At 53.5% G+C, this 13,193-nt stretch carries 17 protein-coding genes; 11 read left to right on the top strand and 6 right to left on the bottom strand.

Annotated features, from left to right (window positions below; genetic code table 11):
• The first annotated feature begins 3 nt into the window (after positions 1 to 3).
• Positions 4 to 741, top strand: a complete 738-nt coding sequence (gene chbG / locus JCR24_RS07310) for a chitin disaccharide deacetylase (protein ID WP_238980386.1) — start codon at positions 4 to 6, stop codon at positions 739 to 741.
• An 11-nt stretch (positions 742 to 752) separates the two neighbouring features.
• The gene (locus tag JCR24_RS07315; protein ID WP_138187472.1) at positions 753 to 1,079 is read left to right on the top strand and encodes a PTS lactose/cellobiose transporter subunit IIA; all 327 of its coding nucleotides are present in this window, start codon (positions 753 to 755) and stop codon (positions 1,077 to 1,079) included.
• 210 nt (positions 1,080 to 1,289) lie between these two features.
• Here JCR24_RS07315 and JCR24_RS07320 read toward each other — a convergent pair whose 3' ends face one another.
• Complete coding sequence (locus JCR24_RS07320; RefSeq protein WP_011230843.1) at positions 1,290 to 1,436, bottom strand: small acid-soluble spore protein P; 147 nt, start codon at positions 1,434 to 1,436, stop codon at positions 1,290 to 1,292.
• Between the two features lie 125 nt (positions 1,437 to 1,561).
• On the opposite strand from JCR24_RS07320, the gene JCR24_RS07325 reads away from it, so the two are divergent.
• Entirely contained in the window at positions 1,562 to 1,822 is a 261-nt protein-coding gene (locus JCR24_RS07325) for a hypothetical protein (protein ID WP_011230844.1), read from the top strand.
• Positions 1,823 to 1,892: 70 nt separating this feature from the next.
• Here the strand turns inward: JCR24_RS07325 and sspO are convergent, their stop codons facing one another.
• A complete protein-coding gene (gene sspO, locus JCR24_RS07330; protein ID WP_008879509.1) occupies positions 1,893 to 2,042 on the bottom strand; it encodes a small acid-soluble spore protein O in 150 nt (49 codons plus the stop codon).
• Between the two features lie 232 nt (positions 2,043 to 2,274).
• Here sspO and acnA point away from each other — a divergent pair, with 232 nt between their 5' ends.
• Positions 2,275 to 4,995, top strand: a complete 2,721-nt coding sequence (gene acnA / locus JCR24_RS07335; protein ID WP_023634183.1) for an aconitate hydratase AcnA — start codon at positions 2,275 to 2,277, stop codon at positions 4,993 to 4,995.
• A 37-nt stretch (positions 4,996 to 5,032) separates the two neighbouring features.
• Here the strand turns inward: acnA and sspL are convergent, their stop codons facing one another.
• Positions 5,033 to 5,170: a small, acid-soluble spore protein L gene (gene sspL, locus JCR24_RS07340; RefSeq protein WP_011230846.1), complete on the bottom strand. Its 138-nt coding sequence runs from the start codon at positions 5,168 to 5,170 to the stop codon at positions 5,033 to 5,035.
• Positions 5,171 to 5,242: 72 nt separating this feature from the next.
• On the opposite strand from sspL, the gene JCR24_RS07345 reads away from it, so the two are divergent.
• Positions 5,243 to 5,707 carry a divergent PAP2 family protein gene (locus JCR24_RS07345; protein WP_053413665.1) on the top strand — a complete coding sequence of 155 codons (465 nt, stop codon included), beginning with the start codon at positions 5,243 to 5,245 and terminating at the stop codon, positions 5,705 to 5,707.
• 112 nt (positions 5,708 to 5,819) lie between these two features.
• Here JCR24_RS07345 and JCR24_RS07350 read toward each other — a convergent pair whose 3' ends face one another.
• Positions 5,820 to 6,746, bottom strand: a complete 927-nt coding sequence (locus tag JCR24_RS07350; RefSeq protein ID WP_033025151.1) for a DMT family transporter — start codon at positions 6,744 to 6,746, stop codon at positions 5,820 to 5,822.
• Between the two features lie 233 nt (positions 6,747 to 6,979).
• On the opposite strand from JCR24_RS07350, the gene JCR24_RS07355 reads away from it, so the two are divergent.
• Together JCR24_RS07355 and JCR24_RS07360 are read left to right on the top strand one after the other, a co-directional pair.
• Positions 6,980 to 7,645 carry a ribonuclease H family protein gene (locus tag JCR24_RS07355; protein ID WP_031410196.1) on the top strand — a complete coding sequence of 222 codons (666 nt, stop codon included), beginning with the start codon at positions 6,980 to 6,982 and terminating at the stop codon, positions 7,643 to 7,645.
• Positions 7,646 to 7,651: 6 nt separating this feature from the next.
• The gene (locus JCR24_RS07360) at positions 7,652 to 7,867 is read left to right on the top strand and encodes a zinc-finger domain-containing protein (protein WP_013145666.1); all 216 of its coding nucleotides are present in this window, start codon (positions 7,652 to 7,654) and stop codon (positions 7,865 to 7,867) included.
• A gap of 707 nt (positions 7,868 to 8,574) precedes the next feature.
• On the opposite strand, the gene JCR24_RS07365 is transcribed toward JCR24_RS07360, so the two are convergent.
• On the bottom strand, positions 8,575 to 8,844 hold the full coding sequence (locus JCR24_RS07365) for a DUF2564 family protein (protein WP_238980387.1): 270 nt from the start codon (positions 8,842 to 8,844) through the stop codon (positions 8,575 to 8,577).
• A gap of 130 nt (positions 8,845 to 8,974) precedes the next feature.
• Entirely contained in the window at positions 8,975 to 9,175 is a 201-nt protein-coding gene (gene cspD / locus JCR24_RS07370) for a cold-shock protein CspD (RefSeq protein ID WP_003251474.1), read from the bottom strand.
• A gap of 320 nt (positions 9,176 to 9,495) precedes the next feature.
• Here cspD and JCR24_RS07375 point away from each other — a divergent pair, with 320 nt between their 5' ends.
• The 4 genes from JCR24_RS07375 (at position 9,496) to glpK (ending at position 12,906) form a co-directional block, all read left to right on the top strand.
• Entirely contained in the window at positions 9,496 to 9,747 is a 252-nt protein-coding gene (locus JCR24_RS07375) for a hypothetical protein (RefSeq protein ID WP_014195521.1), read from the top strand.
• Between the two features lie 194 nt (positions 9,748 to 9,941).
• A complete protein-coding gene (locus tag JCR24_RS07380) occupies positions 9,942 to 10,343 on the top strand; it encodes a sporulation protein (RefSeq protein ID WP_069304141.1) in 402 nt (133 codons plus the stop codon).
• Positions 10,344 to 10,547: 204 nt separating this feature from the next.
• Positions 10,548 to 11,366, top strand: coding sequence for an MIP/aquaporin family protein (locus tag JCR24_RS07385; protein ID WP_238980388.1), 819 nt, complete (start codon positions 10,548 to 10,550; stop codon positions 11,364 to 11,366).
• 49 nt (positions 11,367 to 11,415) lie between these two features.
• The gene (glpK, locus tag JCR24_RS07390; protein WP_013523471.1) at positions 11,416 to 12,906 is read left to right on the top strand and encodes a glycerol kinase GlpK; all 1,491 of its coding nucleotides are present in this window, start codon (positions 11,416 to 11,418) and stop codon (positions 12,904 to 12,906) included.
• Positions 12,907 to 13,193 lie beyond the last annotated feature (287 nt).

A 13,193-nucleotide genomic window follows, 5' to 3' on the forward strand; every position in this document is an offset into this window, starting at 1 on the left:
GAAATGCCGCGCTATTGCATCGTCAACGCCGATGATTTCGGTTACTCGAAAGGGGTCAACTACGGAATTTTGGAAGCGTTTCAACACGGTGTCGTCACGTCGGCGACGCTGATGGCCAACATGCCAGCGGCAGAACACGCCGCCCGGTTGGCGAAGGAACATCCGGAACTCGGCGTCGGCATTCATTTTGTGCTGACGTGCGGCCGGCCGCTGGCCGATGTTCCGTCGCTTGTGAACGAGAACGGGGAGTTTCCGCGGCGTGGAGAGGCGCTTGCTGGCGCTAGGCGCAGCGATATCGAGCGGGAGCTTGCTACCCAACTCGAGCGGGTTTTCTCGCTTGGGCTCTCTCCAACGCATATCGACAGCCATCATCACGTCCATGAGCACCCGAATGTGTTTCCGGTTGTGGAACAATTGGCCGAACGCTATCGGCTGCCGATCCGTCCGGTGCGGACGACACGGCCGCACCGGCTGGCAACCGTCGATGTCTTTTTTCCCGACTTTTACGGGGATGGATTGACAAAGGACCATTTTTTGACGCTCATCGACCGGATTGGCGACGGGCAGACGGCAGAAGTGATGTGCCACCCGGCGTATATCGATGTTCCGCTCGCGTCAGGAAGTTCCTATTGTCAACAACGAGTCGAAGAGCTGGCGGTGCTGACCGACCCAACGCTCGTTGCCGAGATGGCCGAGCGCGGTGTTCAGCTGATCACGTACCGCGAATTCTATAAACTATAGGAGAGGGCGTTATGCAAACGTATGAACAAACTGTATTCCAACTGATTCTTCACGGGGGAAACGGCCGCAGTTATGCAATGGAGGCGATTGCAGCGGCGAAAAAAGGGGAATTTGCCGCGGCGCGCAGGCTGCTTGAACAGGCGGGAGCGGAACTGCAGGCGGCCCATAGGTTGCAGACCGAGCTGCTGCAACAAGAAGCGCGCGGCGGGCAGACGGTGGTGACGCTTCTGATGGTGCATGCCCAAGATCATTTAATGACGGCGATCACGGTCAAGGATTTAGCCGCTGAATTCGTGGAGCTGTATGAAGCGCTCAAGCGGCAAACAACCGAATCATAATTGTCGTCGGCCGGCTTGTTGACCGGGTGAGGATGATTCGCTTCAACGGGAATGAACCCAAGGCGGGCGGCAACGGGCTGTTCTAGCGACCGCCCGCTTTGTTGATTTTACAATAATTTTATTATGTGAACATAAGGGCGCCAGCCGTTCAGCCCTCCCGACTGCCGCCGGTCTCGGCTGAACGGAGAAGGAAAACTCCGCTTGTTTGCGTCACATATCGTGGCTTGTGTTGTGCTTTTGCCGCGTGTGATTGCGGTTCTTCACTTTTTTCGAACCGTCAAGCGGCTCCGGCTGCCCAGGATTGTCGCCTTTTGGGGCGTTTTTGCGCATATCTTTGCCGTCGTTTTTGTTCGTCATTTGTTGTCCCTCCTTTGTCCGTTAGCATGCGGCGTTGTGCTTTCGCTTATTCGGCGCATAATTTGCGCCCGGTTTGAAACGATAAGTAGTGAACGACCGCAATGACTGCGAAGGAGGGACGAGCCATGGTTTACCATAAAACGAAGCAAGAGGCGTTTCAAGCAGCGCAAAAGGCGACGATGGAAGCGAAAGAATGGCACGATCACTTGGTGCGTGATCAAGCCGACTACGGCCACCAGCTGGCCCATCTTCGGCAAGAAGTAAACGAGGCGTTCGCCCAAATTGAAAACGCGCTCGAAGTTGCCTCGGAAACGCAGCGCGTGCAGCTCGAAAAATTCCGCAGCGATTTGCAGGCGATCGTTGACGAAGTCAATGAAAACGAGTAAGGGAATGCCGGCGGCGGACATTCCCTTTTTTCATGCTATGGCAGTCCGGGATGGCGGAATGGCCGCCATGCTATTGGTTCTTTTTTCGTTTTTTGTTGTTTTGGCGCTGTGCTTCTGTCAGTGGTTCATTGGAAAACTCTTCGTTGTAGCCGGCCCCCATTCCTTGCGCTTTGGCGGCGTTCATGCCAGGGATCACGTGGTTTGCTTTTCGCTTTGCCATTCGTTTCACCTCCGCTTCTAGTTTGCGACGAAACGGGCGCCTTATTCCTCTTTTGCCGCGGTAAGGAAGTAATATGGCGAGACATTGGAAATCATTATTTACACTTGCTCTGTTCTATAATAAGATAAAGTCGTGCCAAACTTTATGGGGATTGGGAGAATTCATGCTATTTTTTCGACTTTTGCGCAAAAAAATAGTATAGTATTATTGTGAAGTGAAGGGGGTTGTACATATGGCGAAACAGGATGTATTCAACGCCCGCTCTTCATTCGAAGTCAACGGTAAAAAATACAATTATTACCGTTTGCAAGCGCTTGAAGAAGCGGGCATCGGCCAGGTGAGCCGCCTGCCGTACTCGATCAAAGTATTGCTTGAATCGGTGCTCCGCCAAGTCGACGGCCGCGTCATCACGAAAGAGCACGTCGAAAACTTGGCGAAATGGGGAACGCCGGAAATGAAAGACATCGACGTGCCGTTTAAGCCGTCGCGCGTCATTTTGCAAGACTTCACCGGCGTGCCGGCTGTCGTCGATTTGGCTTCGATGCGCAAAGCGATGGCCGATTTGGGCGGCGATCCGTACGAAATCAACCCGGAAATTCCGGTCGATCTCGTCATCGACCACTCGGTGCAAGTCGACCGCTACGGGTCAGACGATGCGCTGGAGTACAACATGGATTTAGAATTCAAACGGAACGCCGAACGGTACAAGTTTTTGAAATGGGCGCAAAAAGCGTTTAACAACTATCGTGCCGTTCCGCCGGCAACGGGGATCGTCCACCAAGTGAACTTGGAATATTTGGCAAGCGTCGTTCACGCGGTCGAAGGGGAGAACGGCGAGTACGAAGCGTTCCCGGATACGCTTGTCGGCACGGACTCGCATACGACGATGATCAACGGCCTCGGCGTCCTCGGTTGGGGAGTCGGCGGCATTGAAGCGGAAGCCGGCATGCTCGGCCAACCGTCGTACTTCCCGGTGCCGGAAGTCATCGGCGTCCGCCTGACAGGCAAGCTGCCGGACGGAGCGACGGCCACCGACTTGGCGCTTAAGGTGACGCAAGTGCTCCGGAAAAAAGGCGTCGTCGGCAAATTCGTTGAATTTTTCGGACCAGGAGTGGCGACTTTGCCGCTTGCCGATCGGGCGACGATTGCCAACATGGCGCCGGAATACGGGGCAACGTGCGGCTTCTTCCCGGTCGACGCTGAAGCGCTTGACTATTTGCGCTTGACCGGCCGCGACGAACATCACGTTCAAGTCGTCGAAGCGTATTGCAAAGCGAACGGTTTGTTCTACACGCCGGATGCACCGGAGCCGGTGTTTACGGATGTTGTGGAAATCAACTTGTCGGAAATTGAAACGAACTTGTCTGGCCCGAAACGGCCGCAAGACTTGATCCCGCTCTCGAAAATGAAACAGTCGTTCCGCGACGCGGTGAAAGCGCCGCAAGGCAACCAAGGCTTTGGCTTGACGGAAGCGGACTTGGAGCGGGAAATTACGGTCGAGCTGAACGGCGAACAAGTGAAATTAAAAACGGGCGCTGTCGTCATCGCGGCGATCACAAGCTGTACGAACACGTCGAACCCGTACGTGCTTGTCGCCGCTGGTTTAGTGGCGAAAAAAGCGGTCGAAAAAGGCTTGCAAGTGCCGAAATACGTGAAAACGTCGCTCGCGCCGGGCTCGAAAGTCGTCACCGGCTACTTGCGTGACTCGGGGCTGCTTCCGTATCTGGAACAGCTCGGTTTCAACATTGTCGGCTACGGCTGCACGACATGCATCGGCAACTCAGGTCCGCTTGCGCCGGAGCTCGAAAAAGCGCTCGCGGAAAGCGATCTGCTCGTGACAAGCGTCCTGTCCGGCAACCGGAACTTTGAAGGCCGCATCCACCCGCTTGTCAAAGGCAACTATTTGGCATCGCCGCCGCTTGTTGTCGCCTATGCGCTCGCCGGCACGGTCGACATTGACTTGTTGAACGAGCCGATTGGCAAAGACAAAGACGGCAACGACGTCTATTTCCGCGACATTTGGCCGTCGATGGAAGAAGTGAAGAATGTCGTCAAGCAAGCGGTCGATCCGGAACTGTTCCGCAAAGAATATGAGCGCGTGTTCGACGGCAATCCGCGCTGGAATGCCATCGAAACGACGGATGAGCCGCTGTACCAATGGGATGAAAACTCGACGTACATTCAAAATCCGCCGTTCTTTGAAGGCTTGTCGCCGGAAGTGCGCAAAGTTGAACCTCTCACCGGCTTGCGCGTCGTCGGCAAGTTCGGTGATTCGGTCACGACTGACCATATTTCGCCAGCTGGGTCGATCGGCAAAAACACGCCGGCAGGCCAATATTTGATCTCGAAAGGCGTCGAGCCGAAAGATTTCAACTCGTACGGTTCGCGGCGCGGCAACCATGAAGTGATGATGCGCGGCACGTTCGCCAACATCCGCATCCGCAACCAAATCGCGCCGGGCACGGAAGGCGGCTATACGACGTACTGGCCGACCGGCGAAGTGATGTCGATGTACGATGCGTGCATGAGATACAAACAAGACGGCACTGGGCTTGTCGTCATCGCCGGCAAAGACTACGGCATGGGCAGCTCGCGCGACTGGGCGGCGAAAGGGACGTTCTTGCTCGGCATTAAAACGGTCATCGCCGAAAGCTTTGAGCGCATCCACCGCTCGAACCTCGTTTTGATGGGCGTCCTGCCGCTGCAATTTAAAGAAGGCGAAAATGCGGAGACGCTCGGCTTGACGGGTAAAGAAGTGTTCGACATTCACATCGATGAAAACGTCAAACCGCGCGATCTCGTCAAAGTGACGGCGACGAACCCGGATACGGGTGAGAAGAAAGAATTTGAGGTCATCGTCCGCTTTGACAGCGAAGTCGAAATCGACTACTATCGCCACGGCGGCATTTTGCAAATGGTGTTGCGCGAAAAATTGGCGAAAGTGAAACAATAACGACAAAAAGCAGGCTCCCATATCGGGAAGCCTGCTTTTATTTTGTGTTGAGCTTTTTCGCTGCGTTCTCAAGCTTGCTTTTTGGATCCGGGGTGAACGTTCCGTCTTGGCCAAAGCCTTGCGGGTTGACGCCCGGCGCCTTCGTGCCGCGGTTTCGGCCGCCGTTTTTGGTCATTGCTCTCACCTCCGCTCTTTACGGATAGTATGGCCACCCTTGGTCAAAATATAAGCAAAGGAGGAAAGCGTGATGAACAAGGGGCTGAAGACGGCGCTCGCGACAATCGCGCTCGCCCAGTTTTTGAAAATCCCGATCAAGCAGTTGGAGACTGGCCGATGGGACTGGCGGCTCTTTTTCGAAACCGGCGGAATGCCAAGCTCCCACTCTGCCGGTGTTTCCGCCTTAGCGACGTTTATCGCCCTCGAGCGAGGCGTGCGCACGATCGATTTTGCCTTGGCCGCGTTGTTTGGACTGATCGTCATGTACGATGCGCAAGGGGTGCGGCGCCAAGCGGGCGAACTCGCCCTTCGCCTGAACGAGCTTGCCGAGGAAGTAAAAAAGTTGGAAGGAGACCCAAAACAAACCGTTTATCACAAACGACAGCGGCAGCTGCGCGCCCGGCTCGGACACGAGCCGATCGAAGTCGTCGGCGGGGCGCTCTTAGGCATGGCCGCGGGCGCTTTATCGCATTGGGGTTGTCGGCGCCGCGCCTGACGGCCTCAGGCAGCGAAGCGCGTCAGGCGTCGGCGGCATGGGATGATGACCAACGGAGCGCCTCTAGCCTCCCAAAAACTTCACTGTTTTTCGCTAAGAGCAATCGTTGCGGCTACGATGGGATGTTCCGCTTTTCCCGCCACCGTCTGCCCCAGAGGCGCATGCTTGGCAGTTCGGCGAAAATCATGCCGGCCAAAATCGCAGCGCCGCCAAGCCAGGCCGATGGCGACAGCTGTTCCCCAGCCCAAAGGTAGGCGGTCAAAGCGGCGAACACCGGCTCCATGGCGAAAATGAGAGCGACATGGGCGGGAGTCGTATATTTTTGCACCGCTGTTTGGATGAGAAACGCCGCGGTCGTCGCCAGCAGCGATGTCACAGCGAGCGCTCCCCATACTTCCGGGCGGCGGAGCACCGCTATATTCCACATGTCGTCGGCATCTTCAAACCAAAAGGCAAAGACGAAACAGAGCGCGGCGACGGTGAAAATTTGCACCATCGTCAACAACATCGTTGAATACCGAGAGGAATAGAGGCCGGTGACGATAATGTGCATGGCAAAGGAAACAGCACAGAGCAAGACAAAGAAATCGCCCTGATTGAACGACAGCTCCGCTCCCCCCGTCAGCCAATACAGGCCAAACGCAGCAAGTGTTGCTCCGATGGCCGCATTCACAGACGGTTTTTGCTTTAAAATCAAAAAGGAAAACAGCGGCACGAGCACAACGCTCAGTCCAGTAATAAAGCCAGCTTTCGAGGAAGTGGTGTACAACAGCCCGACCGTTTGGAATGCATAGCCGCAAAACAGCCATAGCCCCATCCACGCCCCGGCGCCGATGACCTGCCATGACAACTGACCGAAGAGCGGACGGGAAACGGCGGTGATCCAGGCGAGAAGCAACAAGCCGGCCAAACTGAAGCGAACGGCGTTAAACGACAACGGCTCCAAAAACGAAATGGCATTTTGGACGACGACAAACGTCGCACCCCAGACGAAGGTCACCATTAGCAGACTCAGATCGGCTATGGTTTGACGCTTCAATTCGAATCCTCCCTCTTCATTATGGTTGCGCCCTATCTCATTTTGGGGGCTAGCTGCTAGTGTACCACAAATAGGCCGGAAAAGACAGATATTTTGGAAAAAAGATGGGTGCCTGCGGCAAAATGGTTGATACGAAAAGAATTTGCGCATAATATTAGGTAATGAACAAGGGCGAAAGTGTGGTAAAATAAAAACCAGCTCCGATCATCGCCATGCGGAAGGGTGACCCAACGTTGGATGTACAAATCCACTGGACATATATCACACCGAAAAAACAAGAGGCGTTTCTTGTTTCCGATTGGGTGGAGGCCAAAAAGGCGCTCACTTTGGCAGATGATTTTGAAAAAACCGGGCGGACGAAAACAGTTGAGTTTGTTGATCGAAACGGTACGGTGTGGTCAAAAAAAGAGCTGCAAAAGCTGCTTGAGGAGATCGGCGGCGAGCCGCATGAGATTGTTGTGTATTTCGACGGCGGCTTTGACCATGAGACGTCCCAAGGCGGCGCCGGCGCGGTCGTATACTATAAGCAAAACGACCATCGCTACCGGTTGCGCGCCAACCGTCGACTTGGCGAAATCAAATCCAATAATGAGGCGGAGTATGCGGCATTTTGGTTTGTCATGCAGCTGCTTGAGGAGCTTGGCGTCCATCATTTGCCGGTGACGTTCCGCGGCGACTCCCACGTCGTGTTAAAGCAGCTGTCCGGTGATTGGCCGTGTTTTGAGGACGATTTCAACACCTGGCTTGACCGCATTGAAGCGAAAATGCGCGAACTTCACATCGAGCCGGCGTACGAGCCGATTTCGCGCAAGCAAAATAAAGAGGCGGATTCGCTCGCCCGTCAGGCGCTTGAAGGGCGGATCATCACAAGCCGAACGGAATTGACGGAGAAAGGGTAAGGTCGTATGGGAAAGAAGAGAAACCGACGCAAAGAAATATTGGACCAAATCGCTTGGCTGGAGGAAACATACTGCGACGGCTGCTTTTTAAAAAGCACGTTCCGGAAAGAGTACGGCAAAACGTACGCCCAATCGTTTTGCATCCAGCAATGCACGGTCGGGGAACAAATGCGGCAGTACGGGGAGATGCTTCTATCAGCGCCGCCGCGTCCGCGTCGGTAATGAAGGAATTTTTTTCAAGATGCGGTTGGTGCGGGCGATAGGAGCCCCAATCTGCGCTTTCGCGGGCCCGGGGCGGTGCCGGCTGCGACCAGGCAAGCTTTGGCCTTTGAACGGAGGAAGCGGATGCGCTGCGAAGGCCGGTGATTGACAGAACATACGTTTTAACATGGAGAAACCTCAAAAGCAGTTCTTCTTTTCACTCCAAAAGGAAATCGCTGTTTGTCCTCCGCCTTAATAGATGCAATTTTTTACTGAGCATTGGATCGACTGTCGAACGACCGAACAAACACCGCTTTCAGCCCCATGTATGGGTCTGAGAAGCGGGTGGTTGTTCGATCGTCCGTCACGCCAACGCGTGACGGAGGCAAGCAAAGGCTTGCCCTCGACAGTCGAAAAATTGATAAGTGGCTTTTCTGTCAAAGAAAAGATATGTTAAACGTTTTGGTTGCATCTATATAGATGCAATTTAAAGCTTTAACATTTTTCGTTTTTACCGATCATTTCATCCGACTGTCGAGTGACCGAACAACACCGCTTCCAGACCCATGAATGGGTCTGGAAGCGAGTCGTTGTTCGGTCTTCCGTCACGCTAAAGCGTGACGGAGGCAAGCCATAGGCTTGCCTTCGACAGTCAAAAATGGATGAGCCACTTTTCCGTCAAGGATATGTTAAACGATTTCGTTGCATCTATATATATCGTTTTGCTGTTATTGCCGCGCCTCGCGAAGCTGGTGTTCGGCGCGGGCCAATGTTTGTTCGCAACGGGCGAGAAAATCACCGTCGACGCCCGTTGCTTCTTGGCGGGCGCGCGCAAGTTGGTCGCGGGCGTTTTTCACCGCTTGTTCGGCATGGCGAAGCATCTCGGGGTCGAGCTGCATCGTCGCCTGGCCGACCATTTTCTCCGCCGTTTCGACGAACATTTCCACTTGCTTTACATCGTTGTATCCCGTATGTACGTCGGCATCGCGTCTGGCCATATGAACACCCCCTTTTCTTTATTGTTTGCCGCTTGGTGAAATTTATGCCAATCAAATGAAAAAGGCATCCTGCGATGGTGCAGGATGCCTTTCTTTCCGCTCCCGTTCTCTCGTCTATGTCAACGAAGTCTTATAATTTGACAACGTTCGCTGCTTGCGGTCCGCGGTTTCCTTGGACGATTTCAAACGAAACTTCTTGGCCTTCTTCTAACGTTTTGAACCCTTCACCTTGGATCGCCGTGAAGTGGACGAATACGTCGGAACCGCCTTCCACTTCGATGAAACCGTAGCCTTTTTCGTTGTTAAACCATTTTACTTTACCACGTTGCATAATACTGAATTCCTCCTAATACCTTTAGCCTGTTCGGCTAACCTCAAGATTTTTATCAAATAACAAAATATACTTCACAGCCATCCAAGATGCACCTTCATGTTGAATGCCTGAAATATATTCTGTTATATGATGACTTTACTATACACTACCGCGGGTGGCCGCGTCAAGCAAAAGAAAGGAAATTTCCGAAAAAATTGTTTGCCGGCCCGAAAAACAATGCGTTGAAAAGGAAAACGGGCCGCTGGGGGAGAAAATAGTCATGAGCGGGCCACAACGCCCATACATTGGAATAGGAACGACAAAAAGGGGGAGAGCGGATGTACCGCGGAAAAATCGCGGGAAAAGAAGTGATCGTCCGGTTAGGGAGCCGGGTCAGCCGCCGTTATTTCAGCGACAATAAAATTTACCACATGGTTCTTTCGTACGGAGAGTCGGCGTTTCGCAAAGGGCAGGATATGTTTTGCATCTATAATGACCGCGTCGGCTTGATTGTCGCGGAAGTCGAGCAACAGGACGTCCCGGTCATTCGAATCGATTACATTATCGAAAACGAAAATGTGTACGAATAACCAATTGACAGCGGAAGGCGAATGCGGTAATCTCGAATGTAAGCGGTAACAAAACAAGCCGCATTCGTCCCTGTTTCTCCCAGGGGCAGACGTGCCGCGCCAGCATCGTCTGTTTATTTTTTGGCTCGCGTTGAAACAGGCGGCTTCGTTTTTTCGTATGATGATATGACAAGAGAGACAAAGAGGTGACTACGGTGTTATTGCGCAAAATGATGTCAAGAGTCGGAGTCGGGTCGGCGCACGTCGACTTGATCTTAAATAAATCGTTATGGCGCCAGGGGGAAATGATTCAAGGGATCGTCCACATTTACGGCGGAACGGTGGAACAAAGGATCGAGCGGCTCGATGTGGAGCTCGTGCAAAAAACAATCGAAAACGGCAAGGAACTGGATGCCATTGTCGCCGTCATTCCGGCGGCCGGAGCGTTTTCGATCAAGCCGAGCGAGAAAAAGGAAATCCCGTTTTCCTACACGATTCCGGAAACCTTGCCGCCATCGCGCCCGGGCCGGTCGTACCGGTTCATCACCCGCCTTCATATCGAAGACGCGGTCGATACGCTCGACTTCGATTACGTGCAAATTTTGCCGAAGAAATAGGTTGACAGCGTTTTCAACGGATGATATGCTAAAAGCAAGTTAATAATGTTGTGGTGGAGAAGCGGAGACCCACACATATTCCTCGTTGCTTAGCGGGGAAGTGTGTGGGTTTTTGTTTTTCCACCCAACGGCTAACCCTCCGGAGGGGCCGCCCAAGCAGGAAATAGCAGAGGAAATCACGAATGAAAAGGGGGAAGAGAACAAATGTCGCCATTTTTAGGGGAATTCATCGGCACGGCACTGCTCATCATTTTCGGCGCTGGTGTGTGCGCCGGGGTCAATTTAAAGAAATCATATGCGGCCAATTCGGGCTGGATTGTCATTACGATGGGGTGGGGGATGGCGGTGGCCGTGGCCGTATACGCTGTCGGCCGGTATAGCGGCGCCCATCTCAATCCAGCGCTGACAGTGGCATTGGCCATAAGCGGTGATTTTCCATGGAAAGATGTCCCTGGCTATGTGTTGGCACAAGTACTTGGCGCTATGGTTGGGGCTGCCGTCGTCTATCTCCACTATTGGCCGCATTGGAAGGAAACAGACGACCCGGGTGTCAAGCTTGGCGTGTTTGCGACGGGTCCGGCAGTGCCGAATACGGCTGCCAACTTGCTTAGCGAGATCATCGGAACGTTTGTGTTGGTTTTGGCCATCTTGGCCATTGGCGCCAACAAATTCGCTGATGGGCTCAATCCATTTATCGTTGGTTTTTTGATCGTGGCGATTGGACTGTCGCTCGGCGGTACGACGGGATACGCCATTAATCCGGCCCGAGACTTTGGACCTCGCTTAGCCCACTTTTTGTTGCCAATCCCAGGGAAAGGGTCATCGAATTGGGCGTATGCGTGGGTGCCGGTCGTCGGACCGCTGCTTGGCGGCGCGTTAGGCAGTTTGGTCTATAAAGCCGTTTTCTTGGGAAAACCGACAGGCGCATTATGGGGAGTGCTGGCGGCAACCGCAGTCGTTTTGGCGGCGGCGAAGATGGCAAAAGGAAAAACAACCAGCGCCGCAAGCCGCCGTTCTCTCTAGTTGGCGTACCGGGTTTGTAAGCAAATAAAGGTGAAGGGGGAAGAATGTCATGAATCAATACATTTTAGCCATCGACCAAGGCACAACGAGTTCGCGCGCGATTTTGTTCAATCAAAAGGGCGAAATCGTCCATATGGCGCAAAAAGAGTTTACGCAATATTTTCCGCAGCCCGGCTGGGTCGAGCACAACGCCAATGAAATTTGGGGATCGGTGCTTGCGGTCATTGCCAGCGTCTTGTCCGAGGCGCAAGTGAAGCCGGAACAAGTGGCGGCGATCGGCATTACGAACCAGCGGGAAACGACGGTTGTGTGGGAGAAAGACACCGGCAACCCGATTTACAACGCCATCGTCTGGCAGTCGCGGCAGACGGCCGGCATTTGCGATGAACTGAAAGCGAAAGGGTATGACCCGCTATTCCGCGAAAAAACCGGCTTGCTTATTGACGCCTATTTTTCCGGGACAAAAGTGAAATGGATTTTGGACCATGTCGAGGGGGCGCGCGAACGGGCGGAGCGAGGAGAGCTGCTCTTTGGCACGATTGATACGTGGCTCATTTGGAAGCTGTCCGGCGGCCGCGCCCATGTAACCGATTACTCGAACGCGTCGCGCACATTAATGTTCAACATTCATACGCTCGAGTGGGATGACGAGCTGCTTGCGATTTTAAACGTGCCAAAGGCGATGCTTCCTGAGGTGCGCCCGTCCTCGGAAGTATACGCGAAAACGGTTCCGCATCATTTCTTCGGCGTGGAGGTGCCGATCGCGGGAGCCGCGGGCGACCAGCAGGCGGCTTTGTTCGGCCAGGCGTGCTTTACGGAAGGGATGGCGAAAAATACGTACGGCACCGGCTGCTTTATGCTGATGAATACGGGGGAAAAAGCGGTGCAATCGAAACACGGGCTGCTCACAACGATCGCCTGGGGAATTGACGGCAAGGTTGAATACGCCCTTGAAGGCAGCATTTTCGTCGCCGGTTCGGCCATTCAATGGCTGCGCGACGGCTTGCGGATGATCAAAACGGCGGCTGACAGCGAAGCGTACGCTGAAAAAGTCGAGTCGACCGACGGGGTGTATGTCGTACCGGCGTTCGTCGGGCTTGGCACGCCGTATTGGGACAGCGAGGTGCGCGGGGCGGTGTTTGGCCTCACGCGCGGCACAACGAAAGAGCATTTCATCCGGGCCACCTTGGAATCGCTCGCTTACCAGACAAAAGATGTGCTCGCCGCCATGGAAGCCGATTCCGGCATCTCGCTGACCACGTTGCGCGTTGACGGCGGGGCGGTGAAAAACAATTTCCTTATGCAATTCCAGAGCGATTTGCTTGCCGTTCCGGTCGAACGTCCGGTTGTGAATGAAACGACGGCCTTGGGTGCGGCGTATTTGGCCGGGCTGGCGGTCGGCTACTGGAACAGCCGAGATGACATCGCCGCCCAATGGCAGCTCGAGCGCCGGTTTGAGCCGAAGATGGATGACGACAAGCGAACGATGCTCTACGATGGCTGGAAAAAAGCGGTGCGGGCGGCGATGGCGTTTAAATAACTATAGGGAACAAAGCAATAATCGATCGTGAATGGGCGGCCGCGGTCAAGCTGTGTCCTTTTCCACTTTTTTGTTCATTGCTTAGGCAGATGTTCCTTTCGTGGAGCATCTGCTTATTTATTGTCCAAAAAATAGTGGTTGAAACTGAGCTGTAGTTCACAGTCATGTTTTTCTATGAGGTATAAGACTGGAAAGGAATCAAAAAATTTACTGATATTTTTTCTATAAATATTGAATTTACGAAAAAAAATGATAGAATATTATCTAAATATTATATTATATAAGTT

Origin of the sequence: Geobacillus sp. YHL (genome assembly GCF_022341265.1) — a bacterium.
GTDB lineage: Bacteria > Bacillota > Bacilli > Bacillales > Anoxybacillaceae > Geobacillus > Geobacillus thermoleovorans.